General features: G+C 65.7%; 13 protein-coding genes. 7 read left to right on the top strand and 6 right to left on the bottom strand.

Features of this window, described 5'->3' with window-relative positions:
* The first annotated feature begins 17 nt into the window (after nt 1–17).
* A complete protein-coding gene (pnp, locus tag FHS02_RS27985; protein WP_137313960.1) occupies nt 18–2135 on the top strand; it encodes a polyribonucleotide nucleotidyltransferase in 2118 nt (705 codons plus the stop codon).
* 130 nt (nt 2136–2265) lie between these two features.
* Entirely contained in the window at nt 2266–3312 is a 1047-nt protein-coding gene (locus FHS02_RS27980; protein WP_137313959.1) for a zinc ribbon domain-containing protein, read from the top strand.
* 103 nt (nt 3313–3415) lie between these two features.
* On the opposite strand, the gene FHS02_RS27975 is transcribed toward FHS02_RS27980, so the two are convergent.
* The 5 genes from FHS02_RS27975 to FHS02_RS27955 all read right to left on the bottom strand — a co-directional run bounded on the left by FHS02_RS27975 (nt 3416) and on the right by FHS02_RS27955 (nt 10288).
* Complete coding sequence (locus FHS02_RS27975; protein WP_137313958.1) at nt 3416–5047, bottom strand: methyl-accepting chemotaxis protein; 1632 nt, start codon at nt 5045–5047, stop codon at nt 3416–3418.
* Between the two features lie 286 nt (nt 5048–5333).
* On the bottom strand, nt 5334–6749 hold the full coding sequence (locus FHS02_RS27970) for a c-type cytochrome (RefSeq protein WP_175424809.1): 1416 nt from the start codon (nt 6747–6749) through the stop codon (nt 5334–5336).
* Nucleotides 6750–6789: 40 nt separating this feature from the next.
* A complete protein-coding gene (locus FHS02_RS27965) occupies nt 6790–7710 on the bottom strand; it encodes a carbohydrate kinase family protein (protein ID WP_137313957.1) in 921 nt (306 codons plus the stop codon).
* Nucleotides 7707–8909, bottom strand: a complete 1203-nt coding sequence (locus FHS02_RS27960; protein WP_137313956.1) for an AGE family epimerase/isomerase — start codon at nt 8907–8909, stop codon at nt 7707–7709. The genes FHS02_RS27965 and FHS02_RS27960 overlap by 4 nt, the downstream gene beginning before the upstream one ends.
* 374 nt (nt 8910–9283) lie before the next feature.
* On the bottom strand, nt 9284–10288 hold the full coding sequence (locus tag FHS02_RS27955) for a LacI family DNA-binding transcriptional regulator (protein ID WP_137313955.1): 1005 nt from the start codon (nt 10286–10288) through the stop codon (nt 9284–9286).
* Nucleotides 10289–10646: 358 nt separating this feature from the next.
* On the opposite strand from FHS02_RS27955, the gene FHS02_RS27950 reads away from it, so the two are divergent.
* From FHS02_RS27950 to axe2C, 5 genes are all read left to right on the top strand, one after another.
* Nucleotides 10647–11927 carry a sugar MFS transporter gene (locus FHS02_RS27950; RefSeq protein WP_217496971.1) on the top strand — a complete coding sequence of 427 codons (1281 nt, stop codon included), beginning with the start codon at nt 10647–10649 and terminating at the stop codon, nt 11925–11927.
* A 17-nt stretch (nt 11928–11944) separates the two neighbouring features.
* Nucleotides 11945–14185, top strand: a complete 2241-nt coding sequence (locus FHS02_RS27945) for a beta-glucosidase (RefSeq protein WP_137313953.1) — start codon at nt 11945–11947, stop codon at nt 14183–14185.
* Nucleotides 14186–14187: 2 nt separating this feature from the next.
* Entirely contained in the window at nt 14188–15492 is a 1305-nt protein-coding gene (locus FHS02_RS27940; RefSeq protein WP_137313952.1) for a glycoside hydrolase 5 family protein, read from the top strand.
* A gap of 146 nt (nt 15493–15638) precedes the next feature.
* Nucleotides 15639–16391: a GDSL-type esterase/lipase family protein gene (locus tag FHS02_RS27935; RefSeq protein WP_175424808.1), complete on the top strand. Its 753-nt coding sequence runs from the start codon at nt 15639–15641 to the stop codon at nt 16389–16391.
* A complete protein-coding gene (gene axe2C / locus FHS02_RS27930) occupies nt 16391–17455 on the top strand; it encodes a bifunctional acetylxylan esterase/glucomannan deacetylase AxeC2 (RefSeq protein ID WP_137313950.1) in 1065 nt (354 codons plus the stop codon). The genes FHS02_RS27935 and axe2C overlap by 1 nt, the downstream gene beginning before the upstream one ends.
* 117 nt (nt 17456–17572) lie before the next feature.
* Here axe2C and FHS02_RS27925 read toward each other — a convergent pair whose 3' ends face one another.
* Nucleotides 17573–18184, bottom strand: coding sequence for an REP-associated tyrosine transposase (locus FHS02_RS27925; protein ID WP_137313949.1), 612 nt, complete (start codon nt 18182–18184; stop codon nt 17573–17575).
* Nucleotides 18185–18244: the final 60 nt, after the last annotated feature.

Raw genomic sequence — 18244 nt, 5'->3', positions numbered from 1 at the left:
ATAGAAAGGGATTACCCATGTTTAACAAAGTTACGAAAACCTTCCAGTACGGCCAGCATACCGTGACCCTGGAAACCGGCGAGATCGCTCGCCAGGCCTCCGGTGCTGTCCTGGTGTCGATGGATGACACCGTCGTGCTGGCGACCGTGGTGGCGCGCAAGGATGCCAAGCCCGGCCAGGATTTCTTCCCGCTGACGGTCGACTATATCGAGAAGACCTATGCAGCCGGCAAGATCCCCGGTGGCTTCTTCAAGCGCGAAGGCCGTCCGTCGGAGAAGGAGACGCTGACGTCCCGCCTGATCGACCGCCCGATCCGCCCGCTGTTCCCGGAAGGTTACATGAACGAGGTGCAGGTCATCATCCACGTTCTGTCGGTTAATCCCGAAATCGACCCCGACATCGCCTCGATGATCGGTGCCTCGGCCGCCCTGTGCGTGGCCGGCGTGCCGTTCAACGGCCCGATCGGCGCAGCCCGCGTGGGTTACGCCAATGGCCAGTACATCCTGAACCCGACCACCAGCCAGCTGAAGACGTCCGAGATGGACCTGGTGGTGGCCGGCACCGAAACCGCCGTGCTGATGGTGGAATCGGAAGCCAAGCAGCTGACCGAAGAAGTGATGCTGGGCGGCGTGGTCTACGGCCACGAGCAGATGAAGGCCGTGATCGATGCGATCCACGCGCTGGTGGAAGAAGGCGGCAAGCCGGAAATCGAGTGGACTCCGCCGGCCAAGAACGAAGCGCTGATCGCCAAGGTCGCCCAGTTCGCCGAAACGAAGATCAACGAAGCGTACCAGACCAAGAACAAGCAGGCCCGCCAGCAGGCCCTGCGCTCGATGCAGACCGAAGTGATCGCCGACCTGGCCGCACAAGCCGCTGCCGAAGGCACCGACGCACCGGATTCCGTCGAAGTGGGCAACATCCTGTTCGACATGGAAGCCAAGGTCGTGCGTTCGCAGATCCTGAACGGCGAACCGCGCATCGACGGCCGCGATACCCGCACCGTGCGCCCGATCGCGATCCGCACGTCGGTACTGCCGCGTACCCACGGTTCGGCGCTGTTCACCCGCGGCGAAACCCAGGCGCTGGTCGTGGCCACGCTGGGCACCGCCCGCGATTCGCAGAAGATCGACGCGCTGATGGGCGAATACACCGACGACTTCATGCTGCACTACAACATGCCACCGTTCGCCACCGGCGAAACGGGCCGCGTGGGCACGCCAAAGCGCCGCGAAGTGGGCCACGGCCGCCTGGCCAAGCGTGCACTGGTTGCCGCGCTGCCGACGCCGGAAGAGTTCAGCTACTCCGTGCGCCTGGTGTCCGAGATCACCGAGTCGAACGGTTCCTCGTCGATGGCTTCCGTCTGCGGCGGCTGCCTGGCGCTGATGGATGCCGGCGTGCCGATGAAGGCCCACGTGGCCGGCATCGCCATGGGCCTGATCAAGGAAGGCGGCAAGTTCGCCGTGCTGTCCGACATCCTGGGTGACGAAGACCACCTGGGCGACATGGACTTCAAGGTGGCCGGCACCGCCAAGGGCATCACGGCGCTGCAGATGGACATCAAGATCCAGGGCATCACCAAGGAAATCATGCAGGTCGCACTGGCGCAAGCCAAGGAAGGCCGCGAGCACATCCTGGGCGAGATGCAGAAGGCCGTGCCGCACGTGAAGACGGAACTGTCCGACTTCGCACCGCGCCTGATCACCATCAAGATCAATCCGGAAAAGATCCGCGACGTGATCGGCAAGGGCGGCGCCGTGATCCGCGCGCTGACCGAAGAGACGGGCACGCAGATCGACATCAGCGACGAAGGCGTGGTGACGATCGCTTCCGTGGATGCCGCCGCCGGCCAGGAAGCCAAGCGCCGCATCGAAGAGCTGACCGCATCGGTCGAAGTGGGCAAGACCTACGACGGCACCGTGCTCAAGCTGCTGGACTTCGGCGCCATCGTGCAGGTCATGCCGGGCAAGGATGGCCTGCTGCACATCTCGCAGATCGCCAACGAGCGCGTCAACGCCGTGGCCGACTACCTGAAAGAAGGCCAGCAGGTGCGCGTGAAAGTCCTGGAAACGGACGATCGCGGCCGCCTGAAGCTGTCGATGAAGGCCGCCGCCGAAGAAGGCGCCGCTGCCAAGTAATCGTCCTTCATGGATGACCGAAAACCGCCGGTGCGCAAGCCCGGCGGTTTTTTTTTAGAGTCCTGCCACAGCTTCGTGGCGGCGAAAGCCGCTATGCTCCGTTCCGGTCCAACTTAGCGGGAGCATCACGATGAGCAAAGCACTTCGCCTGTCCGAAAAATGGTTCCAGCGCGGTTTATGGCTGGTGGCCTTCCTGTTTGCCGGCTTCCTGATCGGCCTGGGCGGCAAGATCGTCGACAACCTGAATCTTGTCGAGGAGCCGATCCAGCTGGAGCAGTTCATCGATCCCGCCAGGCTGGCGGCGGTACGCGACACGATCGCGGTCGCCGAACGTAATGAACGGGCCGCCGACAACGCGCTAGAGCAGGCCGAGCAGCAGCACCGGGTGGCCAAGGCCAACACGGCATCAGCCCGCGAAACGTTCGACAACTGGCTGTCGACCCGCCACGCCACGGCCCGGCCCGACCAGGATCCGGAGCTGATCGCCCGCACGCGCCAGCTTGATGGCCTGGCCGCGGCGGAGCGGAAGGCATTGACCGGCGTGCAGGAACAGGAGCAGATCCAGCTCGATGCCCGGCAGGCGCGGGCGGCGGCCCACACGCAGCTGCAATCCCTCCAGGAGGCGGCGCATCCTGCTTTTGAACGGGCATTGCACCTGCGCGAACTGCGCGTGTTCGCCTATCGCCTCGCGCTGACGTTGCCGCTGCTGCTCGTCGCGGGCTGGCTGTGGAAGACCAGGCGCAAGAGCACGTGGTGGCCGTTCGTCTGGGGCTTCATCTTCTTCGCGCTGTTCGCATTCTTCGTCGAGCTGGTTCCTTACCTGCCCAGCTACGGAGGCTACGTGCGTTACGTGGTCGGTATCCTGCTGACGGTGGTGGTCGGCCGGCAGGCCATCCTCGGCCTGCAGCGCTACCTGGAGCGGCAGCGTGCCGCCGAAGCGCTGCCGGACACGCAGCGCCGTGAAAACCTCGGCTACGACATCGCGCTGGCGCGCATGGGGAAGGGCGTCTGCCCCGGCTGCGAACGGGGCGTGGACCTGAAAGACCCGAAGATGGACTTCTGCCCGCACTGTGGCATCGGGCTGTTCAACCGCTGCACCGCCTGCACAGCGCGCAAGAACGCGTTCACGCGCTTCTGCTACGCCTGCGGCACCCAGGCCGCCGCGAACAAGGCGTAAATTCTGTCAAGAATAAACAAGTTGCCAAAAACCGGGGTCAGACCCCGGTTTTTGGCAATATTTCCTGGAACCGGGGTCTGACCCAAGTTCGATTTTGAACAGCTTACTGCCAGGCCAGCTGGCCGACTGGCCGGGCAGTCGGGCGGGCAGTCGAGCGAGAAACCGCAGCGGCGGCGCGTGCCGGCGCCTGCTCGTCCAGCTGGAACACGGCAACGGTCTGCTCCAGCGTGGCGGCCTGTTCCTGCAGCGATCCGGCGGCAGCGGCGGCTTCTTCGACCAGCGCGGCGTTCTGCTGGGTTACCTGGTCCATCTGCGTGACGGCTTCGTTGATCAGGTCGATGCCGGTACTTTGTTCCGACGTGGCGGACATGATCTCGGCCATGATGTCGGCCACGCGGGCGATGCCCGTCACGATCTCGTCCATCGTGGTGCCGGCCTGGCCCACCAGGGTCGAGCCGGCTTCCACGCTGGCTACCGAGTCGTCGATCAGTTCCTTGATTTCCTTGGCGGCGGCGGCCGAACGCTGGGCCAGCGTACGCACTTCGCTGGCCACCACGGCAAAGCCGCGGCCCTGTTCGCCGGCGCGGGCCGCTTCCACGGCGGCGTTCAGCGCCAGGATATTGGTCTGGAAGGCGATGCTGTCGATGACGGAAATGATGTCTTCGATCTTCTTCGACGACGTGGTGATGGCACCCATCGTGTCGATCACCTGGGCCACGATCTGCCCACCCTGCTGTGCCACCTGCGAGGCGGAGACGGCCATGCCGTTGGCCTGGCGGGCATTGTCGGCATTCTGGCGCACGGTCGCCGTCAGCTCTTCCAGCGACGATGCCGTCTCTTCCAGGCTGGCGGCCTGCTGCTCGGTGCGGCGCGACAGGTCCAGGTTGCCGTCGGCGATCTCGTTGCTGGCCACGGCGATCGAGCCGCTGCCTTCGCGCACGATGCGCACGGTGTCGGCAAGTTTTTGCTGCATGCTGGACAGGCCTTTCAGAAGCGTGCCCATCTCGTCTTGCCGGGTGGTGTCGACACGGCGCGACAGGTCGCCGGCCGCCATCGCGTCGAAGTGCGCCAGCGCTTCGCCCAACGGGCCCATGATGGCGCGCAGCAGTGCCATGCAAGCGACCAGGATGAGGAGTACGCCGGCAACGATGGCGCCGATCGACAGTGTCATCACGGTGCCGTACAGGCGCTGGCTGGCTTCAAACCCTTCCTTTGCCGTCGTCATCTGGTAGTCGTCGAGCTTGTCGGATGCATCGCTGTAGGCGGAGAACAGCTTCTGCATGTCCTTCATCGCGATCTGGTTGATGCGGGCAGCGTCACCATCGCGCAGCGCCTGCGCCAGCGCGCCCAGTCCCTTGTCGACCATGTCCTTGCGCGCTGCCGCCACCTTGTCGGACAGTGCCTTTTCGTCCGCATCCTGGTCCAGCGCCAGGTAGCGCTGCCACGCCACATCCGACTTGGCCATGAAGTCGTCGGCGCGCTTGAGCAGCGCGGGGATCTCCGGCGAGTCGGGATGGAACACGGCGCGGTCCTGTACCAGCCGGGCGCGCATCAACAGGGTTTTCGCGTCGGCCATCGCCAGCGCCGATGCCAGCTGGTTGCTGTAGGTTTCTTCGAGTGCGGCGTTGACGGAGCGGACGCCGTAAATGCCCACCGCGCCGGTAATGGCGATCAGCAGGCCGAGAACGGCCATCGTGGCAATCAGACGGGTGCGGATGGTAAGTCGCTTGAACATGGAGTGTTCCGTGAAAAAGCAGGGCGGACGCGCCCTGGACAAATCGGGTCGCCAAAGGTTGGCGGACGAATGCGCAGGGACGTGGCGCGGGTGCTGCCGGAATTCCGTTCAAAGCGGGGCAGGGAGACAGGCAGGGGATTGGGCCGTCTCGTTCCAGGAGCGAAGACCCGCACCTTAACATGGTTATTGACGCAACGCAACATTTTAAGTCGTACGATGTCGTACCAATGTTGCGTAAGCGCCGCAAGGCCAGCCCGAGCAGCATGCACGGGCCGGGACGTACCGATTATTTTCCCGTATAGGTCACGCGGTAGATCCTGCCCGCATGGTCGTCCGAAATCAGCATCGCCCCATCGGCGGCAATGGCGATGTCCACGGGCCGGCCACTCACGTCGTCGCCCTGCAGGAAACCGTCGATGAAGGTCGTTGTCGTCACTTCCTGGTTGCCCAGCAACGTGACGAGGCTGACCTTGTAGCCGATCTTCTGGGTGCGGTTCCACGAGCCGTGTTCGGCCACGAATACCTGGTTGCGGTACTGCGACGGGAATTGCGTGCCCGTGTAGAACGCCAGGCCGAGCGGCGCCACGTGCGGGCCCAGCTTCGCCACCGGCGCCGTGAACTGCGCGCAGCTGCGGCCGGCGCCGAATTTCGGATCCGGGACCACGCCGCCATGGCAGTACGGGAAGCCGAAGTGCATGCCCGTCTTCGGCGCCACGTTCAATTCGCAGGATGGATTGTTGTCGCCCATTTCATCCGGGCCGTTATCGGTGAACCACAGGTCCTTCGTCACCGGGTGCCACGCGAAGCCGACGGTGTTGCGGATGCCGTTGGCGACCATTTCCCAGCCCGTGCCGTCCGGGTTCATGCGCCAGATCTTCGAGTACACCTCGTCGTCCCGGTCGCAGGTATTGCAGGGCGAACCGACCGGGATGTACAGCTTGCCATCCGGGCCGGCCTTGATGATCTTCTCGCCGTGCCACTTGTCGTCCGGCAGGTCGTCCTTGACCACCTTGTAGGCCGGCTTGCTGGCGTAGGTCCTGTCGATCGCATCGAAGCGGATCACACGCCCGATCTCGGCCACGTACAGTGCGCCGTTCAGCAGCGTCACGCCGATCGGGTTGTCCAGCCCGGAAGCGATCGTGACGACCTTGTCGGCCTTCTTGTCGCCGTTTTCGTCGACCACCGCATACACCTTGCCGGCCTTGCGCGAACCCACGTAGACGATGCCGCCGGGCGACACGGCCATCGAGCGGGCCGTCTCCACGTTCTCGGCATAGACGGAAATCGAGAAGCTCTTCGGCAGTGTCAGCCGCGCCAGCCCGTCGTCGGCCTCCGGCTGCGCGGACGGTGCCGTGGCCTTGGCCGCGGCGGCGTTCTTGCGCCCGCCCGGCGCCACGTAATCGGCCAGCGCCGCGATCTGCGTCTTGTCCAGCGTGCCTTCCCAGCCCGGCATGCCCTTGTCCGGCAAGCCCTTGGCGATGATCTTCGACAGGTTGGCGCGGGTGGGCGTTCCGTGCACCCACTGGCTGTCGGCCAGGCTGGGCGCCGTCGCGCCTTCCAGCTTGACGCCGTGGCAGGAGGCGCAGTTGTTCTGGTACAGGCGCGCGGCATCCGGCAACTGCGCCGCTGCGGGTGCGGCATGGACGGCGGCGGCCGCGGTCATTCCAACGCCCAGCAGGGCGAAGGGGAGGGCAAACTTCATCGATTACTCCGGTCGGGTTGGCAATCCCGCCATCATAAGCTCAACCGTTGCCCATCTCCAGCACCAGCCGTTCGATATCGGCCAGGGCCGGCGGCGAGGCGCCGGCGCCGATACAGGCCGCGGCGCCGCCGGCAACGGCAAAGCGCAGGTGCCCGGCCGGCGACCGTTCCGGCACGGCCAGCTGGCTGTAGGCGAAAGCGGCGATGCTGGCGTCGCCGGCACCCACCGTATCGGCCACCGTCACGGCCACTGCCGGCGCATTCCACGAGCCGGCACCCACGTGCAGCGAGGCACCCAGTTCGCCGCGCGTGTACAGGTACTGGGCCGCCGGGTTGAAGCCGCGCAGCGTGGCGAACGCGCGTTCCAGGTCGCTGGTGCGGAACAGGCCCGCCAGGTCCTCGTCGGACACTTTCACCACATCGGCCAGTTCCGTCATCGCGCGCAGCGTGGCGTCGTAGCGTTCGTCCATCAACAGCCGCCAGTTCGGGTCGTAGCTGATGCGGATGCCGGCGCGCTTCGCTTCCCGCGCCAGTTCCACCAGGCGATCGGCCAGCGGCCGGCGTGCCAGGCTGATGCCGCCGAAGTGCATCCAGCGGCAATGCGTACGCCACTGTTCCGGCAGCGCGCGCGGATCGAAGTGCAGGTCGGCGCTGTCGTCGCCCACGAAGAAATAGCTGGGCGGAGAGAGCCGGTGCACGATCGCCAGCAGCGGCGACTTGTCCAGCCGCTGCACGAAGCGGGCATCGAGCTGCGACGCCATCGAGGCTTCCCACAGCGCGTCGCCGAACACGTCGCGGCTGATGGCGCCGGCAAACGCGCTGGGCACGCCCAGCTTCGCCATCGCCCGCGCCACGTTCCATGTCGAGCCGCCGGTGCGCGCGGTCCATTGCGTATGCGCCGTGTCGGCCACGATCAGGTCGGTCAGCGCCTCGCCCGCCGCAATGAAGACGGGCTCGTTCATTTCAGCACCGCCAGTACTTCATAGCAGGCGCCCATCGTGTGGTAGTCGGTCTTGCCGGCCGGGCTTTTCTCGTCGGTCAGCTTCGCATTGTCCGGGCCGAGGATGCGATACCAGGCACCGTGCGCATGGTCGACGAAATGCTCCCAGCTGTATTGCCAGATGCGCTCGTACCAGTCCCAGTAGCGCTGTTCCCCGGTGCGCGCGCCCAGCAGCGCGGCGGCGGCGAAGCTCTCGGCCTGCACCCAGAAATATTTATGGGCATCGCAGATCGAGCCGTCCGGCGCGAAACCGTAGTGGATGCCGCCATGCTCGCCGTCCCAGGCCCTGGCCAGCGCTGTGTCGAAGAAGTGGATGGCGCGCGGCAGCAGCCAGTCTCCCGGCTCCGCGAGGCGGTCGGCGTGGCGTTCGAGAATCAGCAGAAGCTTGGCCCACTCGGTGAGGTGGCCCGGCTGGTAACCCCAGGGGCGGAAGATATTGGTGCTGTCGTGGCGGTTGTAGTCGGCGTCGACCGACCAGTCCTGCCGGTAGTGCTCCCAGACCAGGTCGTCCGCGCGCTGCGCCTGCCGCACGGCGATGTTGCGCGCCAGCGTCTCGGCGCGATGCAGGTAGCGCACCTCGCCCGTCGCATCGAACGCGGCCAGCATCGCTTCGCACGAATGCATGTTGGCGTTCTGGCCGCGGTATGGCGATACCTGCCAGCCGGCCGATGCCTCGTCCGCATACAGGCCGTGCTCCGGCTCCCAGAAGCGCGTTTCCATCAGGTCGTAAGTTTCCGCCAGCCAGCCGCGCGCCTCTTCCACGCCCGCCTGCAGCGCGTGCGCGTAGGCCAGCACCACGAATGCGAGGCCATAGCAGTGATTCGTGGCATCGCGGACGGTCTTCCCGCCGCCGCGCCAGTCCAGCTCCCACGCGTAGCCGCCGGTGGCCGGATCGCGGTGCACGTCGCGCAGGAAGGCCAGGCCGTGGCGCACGCGCTGCAGGTCCGCCTCGTCGTGGAAGTGCCGGTACGCCATCGCATAGTTGAACACGAAGCGCGTGCTGCTGACCAGGTGGCGCGTGTGCGCATCGTAGACCGTGCCGTCATCCTTGTAGAAGTGGAAGAAGCCGCCACTGGGGTCGACCGAGCGGGGATCGTAGAAATTACGGGTGTCGCGGATATGCCGCAGCAGCGTTTCGCGGGAGTGAAAATCTGGTAACATCGATCGTCCGTTTCAAGAAGTTTTCGCCGTGCCGGCGTCCATCGCGAAGCCCATCTCCGGGTGGCGGCCAGGTCAGCGAAAATCGTTTGTCCATATCGTTTGCAGCGCTTGCATTGTTTACGTTCGCAGCGTTTGCATCTTTCGCATCTTTCGCATCGGTTGCAGCGGTTGCATCGTTCGCATCGTTCGCATCGTTCGCATCGTTCGCATCGTTCGTGCAGGTTCCCCCGCCGCCATTCGCGCGGCAAGCAAAGCAGCTTCATTCACCGTTGCGTTTTTTTGGGCGAACAGCCGCCCCACGCGGCCGGCGTGGCCGCGGCGGTACCGCGTGCAGGGGACAGGTTCAGGTGGTGAATTCCTCCTGGCAGCTCAGCTCAGCACACGGTACTGGCGCGCACCACCAGCTCGACCGGCGCGACCTTTTCCACCACGTCGTCGGCGCGGCCGTTCAGCAGCAGCTCCACGCCCAGCGACCCCAGTTCCTTCTTGTTGATGCGCAGCGTCGTCAGCGGGCGGTGGCCCAGCACGGCGGTCGAGATATCGTCGAAGCCAACGATCGCCACGTCGTGCGGCACTTTCAGTCCTCTGGCAAGGCAGCACCGCATCGCCACCAGGGCGGCGCTGTCGTTGTAGCAGAACACCGCATCCGGCGGTTTCGGCAGCGCGAGCAGCGCTTCCATTGCTTCCCATGCTCCCTGTTCCAGGTCGACGCCGTCGGGCAGCGGTGCTTCGAGCCGCGGATCGGCCAGGATGCCCGCATCGAACAGCGCCTGCCGGTAGCCGCGCGCCCGCTCGCGGATGCTGTAGTGCGACAGCGAGCCGCAGATGAACCCCACGCGCTCGCGGCCCCGCTCGATCAGGTGCCGCGTGGCCAGGTAGCCGCCCATCATGTTGTCGGGGTTGACCGAGCTGTAGCCGCGCAGCTTCATGTCGATCAGCACGATCGGCTTGCCGGTGCCGCGCAGGGCGGTCAGCAGCTCGGGTTCGAAGAATCCCGCGCAGACGATCGCATCGGGCGCGTGCATCCGCAACTGGTCCACCAGGCCATCGGCCGGGCCGACCGCCATGAACGACAGCACGATACCCTGCTTGCGGCACGCTTCCTCGGCGCCATGCAGGACAGGCGAATAGAACGGGCTGCTGGACGCCGTGTTGTGCTGGCGGTGCAGCAGGAACGTCAAGCGCCGCAGCCGCTTCGGCCGCAGCTTGCAGAAGTCATAGCCCAGGTCGCGGGCCGTTTCCAGCACCATCTGGCGCGTGACTTCGGTCAGTCCCGGCTCGTTCTTCAGGGCTCGCGAGATGGTGCCCGCCGAAACCCCGGCGGCGCGCGCGATGTCGCGGATCGTGACGCCGCCCTGCGCTGTACTGGCGGCGCTCATGGACGGCCGCCCGCTGGATATATGCTCATGGATCGCCTCCGTTGTGGTTGAGCGGCTGCCTGGCCTGGTGACCCATTGGCCGCTCTTTATGGGCACAGTCTTGCACAGCCGCGCGCGCATGGTCAAACAGCCGATGGCGGGGGCGCGGCAGTTTAGTCGCATTTACTAAACAAGGTGGCGCGCGGCGCAACGATGCTGCAGCGCGCCATGGTCAGGGTGCGGCATGGCTGTTTAGTGAACGCCGCTAAACTGGCCCCGTTTCGTCGATCGGATTTGACCCGCCGCGGGAGCTTGGGGAGAATCGTTGCCATAACTACACCCGGCACCGCCGGATACCAGGAGACGATCGATGGCACAGATGTCACCCGCGGCCTTGGCGCCGCAGGGCAGCGCACCCGCGCAGCCGCAGCAAACCTTCCCCCTCGTCGTGATCACGGTGCTGTTCTTCATGTGGGGGCTGCTCACGTCGCTGAACGACGTGCTGATTCCGCACCTGAAGTCGGTCTACACCTTGAACTACGTACAGGCGATGCTGGTGCAGTTCTGCTTCTTCGGCGCGTATTTCATCGTGTCGCTGCCGGCCGGCGCGCTGATCCGCCGTATCGGCTACAAGCGCGGCGCCGTGGCCGGGCTGATGGTCGCGGCGCTGGGCTGCGCACTGTTCTATCCGGCGGCCACCAGCGGCTATGCACTGTTTCTGTTCGCCTTCTTCGTGCTGGCGGCCGGCATCACCGTGCTGCAGGTGGCGGCCAACCCGTTCGTCACGGTACTGGGGCCGCCGGCCACGGCATCGAGCCGCCTGACCTTGACGCAGGCGTTCAATTCGCTGGGCACGACGATCGCCCCGGCGCTCGGCGGCATGCTGATCCTGGGCGGCGTGGCCGCCGGGGTCGACGTCGGCCAGCTGTCCGGCGAGGCGCTGGCCCGCTACCGGCTGGCGGAAGCGGCGGCAGTCCAGGGCCCGTATCTCGCGCTGGCCGGTGCCCTGCTGGTACTCGCCGTGCTGTTCGCCCTGGTCAGGCTGCCGGCCATCACCCACGCCGGCGATACGCCGCAGGCGGCGAGCGGTTCCGTACTCGCGCACCGCCACCTGGTGCTGGGTGCGATCGGCATCTTCCTGTACGTGGGCGGCGAGGTGGCGATCGGCAGCTTCCTGATCAACTTCATCGGCGAGCCGCAGATCGCCGGCCTGGATCATGGCGCGGCGGCGCACTATGTCAGCTATTACTGGGGCGGCGCGATGATCGGCCGCTTCATCGGCTTTGCCGTGATGCAGCGCGTCAGCCCGGGCAAGGCGCTGGCGTTCAATGCCGCGGCCAGCATCGCGCTGCTGCTGGTGGCAATCTTCGGCACCGGTGCCGTGGCGATGTGGGCCGTGATCGGCGTCGGCCTGTTCAACTCGATCATGTTCCCGACCATCTTCAGCATGGCGCTGCACCGGCTGGGCGCGCAGACCGGGCAGGGCTCCGGCATCCTGTGCATGGCCATCGTCGGCGGCGCCATCGTGCCGTTCGTGCAGGGTGCGCTGGCCGATGCGATCGGCCTGCAATGGTCGTTCTTCGTGCCGGCCGCCTGCTACGTCTTCATCCTGTACTTCGGCATCCGCTATGCCCGCATGTACGTGGAACCACAACAATAAAACGCGTGAGGAGACCCATGAAACGCAACGCAGCAATCCTGCTGGCGCTGGCCGCATTGCCGTGCCTGGCCGTGGCCGCGGCCGCCGATGCCGCCCGGCCGTGGCTGGACCCCAGCCTGGACCCCGACCGGCGCGCCGCGCTGGTCCTGAAGGAAATGACGCAGAAGGAAAAGCTGAAGTGGGTATCGAGCCACTTCGGCGCGGACCATGCCGGCAACAAGACGAAAAAGGTGCCCGAGGCGATCCCGTTCTCGGCCGGCTACGTGCCGCCGCTGGACCGCCTGGGCCTGCCGGCACTGTTCCTGACCGATGCCGGGATCGGCGTGGCCACGCAGAACACGACCACGCCGCGCGAGCGCACCGCGCTCCCTTCCGGCATCGCCACGGCAGCCACGTGGAACCGCAAGCTGGCCTATGAAGGGGGCCGCATGATCGGCGCCGAGGCGCGTGCTTCCGGCTTCAACGTGATGCTGGCCGGCGGCATGAACCTGCTGCGCGAGCCGCGCAACGGCCGCAACTTCGAGTATGGCGGCGAAGATCCGCTGCTGGCCGGCGTGATGGTGGCCGAGCAGGTGCGCGGCATCGAGTCGAACCACGTGATTTCCACGATCAAGCACTATGCGCTGAACGCCCAGGAAACCGGCCGCTTCGAACTGGACGCCCGCATCGACCCGGCGGCGCTGCGCATGTCCGACCTGTTCGCGTTCCAGGTCGCACTTGAAATGACGGATGCCGGATCGTTCATGTGCGCCTATAACCGGCTCAACGGTCCGTATGGCTGCGAGCATCCGTGGCTGCTGAACGGCGTGCTGAAGGGCGACTGGGGCTACAAGGGTTTCGTGATGTCCGACTGGGGCGCCACGCACAGCACGGTGGAGGCAGCCAATGCGGGCCTGGACCAGCAGTCCGGCTTCGAGTTCGATCGCTCGCATTACTTCGGCGGTGCGCTGGAAGAAGCCGTGGAAAGCGGCTTCGTGCCGCAGAAGCGGCTCGACGACATGGTGCTGCGCGTATTGCGCACGATGTTCGCGAAGGGGGTGGTCGACCATCCGGTGAAACAGGACGGCGCGATCGACTACGAAGCGCATGGCCGCATTAGCCAGGCCGATGCCGAGGAGGGCATCGTGCTGCTGAAAAATTCGGGCAACTTGCTGCCGCTGGCGAAGGATGTGAGGAAGATCGTCGTCATCGGCGGCCATGCGGACAAGGGCGTGCTGGCCGGCGGCGGCTCGTCGCTGGTGTACCCGCGCGGCGGCAATGCCGTGCCGGGCCTGCTGCCGGCCACCTGGCCCGGCCCCATCATGTATTACCCGTCGTCGCCGTTGAAAGCAATCCAGGCCCGCGTCCCTGGCGCGCAGGTGGTGTTCGATAGCGGTACCGATCCGGCAAAAGCCGCGGCCGCCGCGGCGGGAGCCGACGTCGTGCTGGTGTTCGCCACCCAATGGGTCGGCGAAGCGCTGGACGCGACGTCGCTGGCGCTGCCCGATAACCAGGACGCGCTGATCGCCGCGGTCGCCGCGGCCAACCCGAAGACGGCCGTGGTGCTGGAAAACAGCGGCCCTGTGCTGATGCCGTGGGTGGACCGGGTCGCCGGCATCGTCGAGGCGTGGTATCCGGGCACCAATGGCGGCGAAGCCATCGCCCGGGTGCTGTTCGGCGAGGTCAATCCGTCCGGGCGCCTGCCGGCCACGTTCCCCGCTTCCGAGCAGCAGTTGCCGCGGCCGAAGCTGGACGGCGACCCGGCCAAGCCCGACGAGCGCTTCACGGTGGACTACCACGAAGGCGCCGCCGTCGGCTACAAGTGGTTCGACCTGAAGGGCCACAAGCCGCTGTTCCCGTTCGGCCACGGCCTGTCGTACACGCAGTTCGGCTACAAGGACCTGAAGGCGCAGCTGGTCGACGGCAAGGTGCAGGTGCGCTTCACCGTCACCAACACCGGCAGCGTGGCGGGCAAGGACGTGCCGCAGGTGTACGTGTCGCCGCTGTCCGCCAGGTGGGAGGCACCCAAGCGCCTGGCCGGCTGGGACAAGGTCGAGCTGGCGCCAGGCGCGAGCACGAACGTGACGCTGGCCATCGATCCGCGCCTGTTCGGCATGGTGAAGGGCAGCGCGAACACGTGGCACGTGGCCGGCGGCCGCTACCAGGTAAAGCTGGCGCGCCATGCGCTCGATGACGCCGCACAAACCGTAACGATTCAACTGCCTGCGCAGGTGCTGGACGTGGCAGGCCGTCCCATGACGAAGAAAACGAAAGGATGACGATGAAAAAGATGATCGCACTGGCAGCCTCGCTGCTGATGATGGGCGTGGTACCCGCGGCATCGGCCGCTGCGCCGGAATTCGTGGCGGTGAAGAAGACGCAGTTCACCCGGAACGGCCACCCGTACTACATCGCCGGCGCCAACTTCTGGTATGGCGCCTACCTGGGCGCCAACGACCGTCCACGGCTGCTGAAGGAACTCGACACGCTGAAAGGCATGGGCATCAACAACCTGCGCGTGCTGGCCGTTTCCGAAAAGACCGACATGAAGAGTGCCGTGCGCCCGGCAACCACCAGCGCGCCGGGCAAGTACGACGAACGCCTGCTCGCCGGCATGGACTTCCTGCTGGCCGAGATGGCCAAGCGCGACATGACGGCGGTGATCTACCTGAACAATTTCTGGCAATGGTCGGGCGGCATGACGCAGTACCTGAACTGGTTTGCCGGCACGCCGGCGCTCGACCCGAACGTGACGAAGGACTACGAGACCTACATGCGCGAGACGGCACGCTTCTATGCAAACGACAAGGCGCAGGCCGAGTACCGCAACGTGATCCGCACTTTCATCGGGCGCAAGAACACGGTGACGGGCAAGCCGTATGCCGGCGATCCGGTGATCATGTCGTGGCAGCTGGCCAACGAGCCGCGCCCTGGCAACGCGTCGTCCACGCCGGAAGAAAAGGCGATCTACGTGAAATGGATCGCCGACACGGCCGCGTACATCCGCAGCCTCGACAGGAACCACCTGGTCAGCACCGGCAGCGAAGGCCTGGCCGGTTCGGCGCAGGATGCCGAACTGTTCGAGAAGGCGCATGCGTCGAAGGATGTCGACTACCTGACCTACCACCTGTGGCCGAAGAACTGGGGCTGGATCGATTCGAAGCGGGTCGACGCCACGTGGAGCGGTGCGCTGGAGAAAAGCAGCCATTACCTGAACGTGCACATCGACTACGCGAAGAAGATCGGCAAGCCGATCGTGCTGGAGGAATTCGGCATGGACCGCGACGGTGCCTCGTTCGACATCAAGTCGCCGACCACGGTGCGCGACCGCTTCTACAAGGTGGTGTTCGACGTTGTCGTCGACCGTGCCGAGAAGGGCGATCCGATCGCCGGCTTCAACTTCTGGGCCTGGGGCGGCGCCGGCCGCGCCGCCAATGCCGACTACTGGTGGAAGGAAGGCAACGACCTGATGGGCGATCCGCCGCAGGAAGAGCAGGGCCTGTACTCGGTGTTCGACACCGACAAGTCGACCATCGCGCTGATCCGCGGCTACGCCGACCGGCTGCACGCGCTCGAGCGCAAATGAGGAAGCTCGTCGTTGCGGCGCGGCCGATGGGAAGTGGATGACGGCTGGCGCTGGACGACGGGCGGGCGCCGCGCAGCGCGATGGTGCTGCGCCTGGATGCCCCTGAGCGGGTATCATTCCGGCACTCGATCAAGAACGGAGATGGCATGAACAAGAAGGCGAATGTACTGGCAATGCTGGCGGCACTGGCCGCGCTGGGGTTTGCGGGGGCGGCGTCGGCCGAAGGACGCTCGTGCGCGCTGAACGTCGAACCGCGCACCGTGGAATACCCGTGGATGTCGATCGCGCGCTGGCACGAGATGAACGACGGCCTGAAGGCGCGTGCCGCGCAGGGCGATGTCGACGTGCTGTTCCTCGGCGATTCGATCACCGAGATGTGGGACAAGAATACGTGGGACAGCCGTTTCGGCAAGTACCGCGCGGCGAACTTCGGCATCGGCGGCGACCATACCGGCAACGTGCTGTGGCGCCTGAAGAACGACGGCATGGACAAGCTGCGGCCGAAGGTCGTGGTGCTGCTGATCGGCGTAAACAACTTCGGGCTGTGCAACGAACAGCCCGAGCAGGTGATTGGCGGCGTGAAGGCCGTCGTCGCCCAACTGCGCACGCTGTACCCGGATGCCAGGATCCTCCTCAACGGCATCCTGCCGAACGGGCAGCAGGCGCAGGACGAGCGGCGCGCCAAGGCCAAGGCCGTGAACACCGCGATCGCCACGCTGGACGATGGCCGGCACGTGTTCTTCCGCGATTACGGTGCGCGCTTCCTGGAAGCGAACGGCGATATCGCGGCGGAGACCATGCCGGATTTCCTGCACCTGACGCCAAAGGCCTACGTGACCTGGGCTGACGCGATGGCTCCGGACATCGAGAAGCTGATGCGCGAAAAACCGGCCCGCTGATGTCCTGCCCGCGATGGCTTGCCGCCGGCGCCAGCCTGGCCGCCTTGTGCTTCCAGGCTGGCGGTACCCATGCCGCCGAGGCGGTGCTGGCCGGTGGTGACAGCGTGGCGCGCATGGGGCGGATGGCCGACGGGCCGGATGGCGCCGTACGCTTTGCCTATCCGGGCGTGTCGTCGTTTCTTCGCTTCGAAGGGCGCGAGCTGGTGCTCGACGCGTCGACGACGGGCGACAGGAGCTACCTGGACGTGATCGTCGATGGCGCCTACGCGCGGACCGTTCACCTGTCTCCGAAGCGCTCGACCTACCGTTTGGCCGAAACGCTTGCGGCCGGGCCGCACACCGTGCAGGTGCTGCACCGGTCCGAAACTTGGCACGGCATCGTCACGCTGCACGGCTACGCGACCGATGGCCGCGTGCTCGCGCCCCCTGCGCTGCCGTCGCGCCGCGTGCTGTTCCTGGGCGATTCCGTTACCTGTGGCGAAGCGCTCGAACGCACACCGCCGGGGACGAAGCAGCCCGTATGGTGGAACCCGCGGCTGTCGTACGGCATGCTCGCTGGCGCCGCACTGGACGCGCAGGTGCAGCTGGTCTGCCACGGCGGCCGCGGCCTGGTGCGCAGCTGGAACGGCCGCACCGATGAATTCAACCTGGACCGTTTCTACGGGCTGGCCATCGCCTCGCCCGACGCGCCCGAGCCCTGGAACCAGCGGCTGTACGCGCCGGACCTGATCGTCAGCGCGATCGGTACCAACGACTTCAACCAGGGCATCCCCGACCGCGCGCAGTACGTCGAAGCCTACGCCGCCTTCGTCGGCACGCTGCTGCGCGACCATCCCCAGGCCCGGATCGTGCTGACCGAAGGCGCCATCCTGAACGGCGACAAGAAGGCCGCGCTGACCGCGTACATCGCCGACACCATCGCCCGCACCGGCAGCCCGCGCGTGCACCACATCCCCTCCCGCCACTACCCCGGCGACGCCCAGGACGCCCACCCCACTCGCGACCAGCACCGCCAGATGGCCGACGACCTGGCTCCGGCACTGCGGCAACTGATGAGCTGGTAGCAAAACAACACCGGGGACAGTCCCTTTTTTTTGGAAATATTTCCAAAAATCGGGGACAGTCCCCGATTTCCGGAAATATTTTCCGCCGAATTAATTCTCGCGGTTGAGCCGGATTCGTCAGGCGGGATCGATGCGGCGATTGCCGGCAGCTGCGCTTCGGATGGCTTGAAGATGCACGGGATTAAGTGGTTCCGAGAACAGGTTCCGGTAGCTCGCGAAGCGCGGTGCCGGATCGCTGCCCAGGCCAAGATAAGTGGTATGCGGCGTTAGCAGGTTATCGGCCGCCAGGCCGGCATTGCCGGCATAGCTCGACCATCGGTATCGGGCTGGCGAGTCGACGATCGTTGCGCGAACGGGATTCAGTTCGACGTAGCGTAGACAGGTCAACAAGTACGCGTCGTCGATGATGGGAGACGAGTGAAAACGGTCTTCCCACAAGCTACCGGTGCGCTTGAGACGCCGGTTGATGTATTGCGCGTAGTTCTGGGCGACTCCCTTCATCAGTGGTGCAAGCATTGTGACGTCATCCATAGTGACGAGCAGATGAACGTGATTTGTCATCAGCACATAGGCGTGAATCGCACCACCGTAGAGCGATGAATGCTCGCGCAGGAAATCGAGATAAACGATGTAATCCGAACGCTGAAAGAAGCAGGGCTGCCGGTTGTGGCAGCGTTGGGTGAGGTGATGAGGATGGCCTGGCAGCAAGACTCGGGCACGGCGTGGCATGAGTGTCTCCTTGAATGCAAGAAGCTTCACTTTGGCATTCGTCGTCGCTCCCCCTGCTGG

Source organism: Pseudoduganella umbonata, assembly GCF_014192225.1.
Classification (GTDB): Bacteria; Pseudomonadota; Gammaproteobacteria; order Burkholderiales; family Burkholderiaceae_D; genus Rugamonas; species Rugamonas umbonata.
The sequence above is the reverse complement of the archived record's forward strand: the minus strand, read 5'-3'. Positions and strand labels throughout refer to the sequence as shown.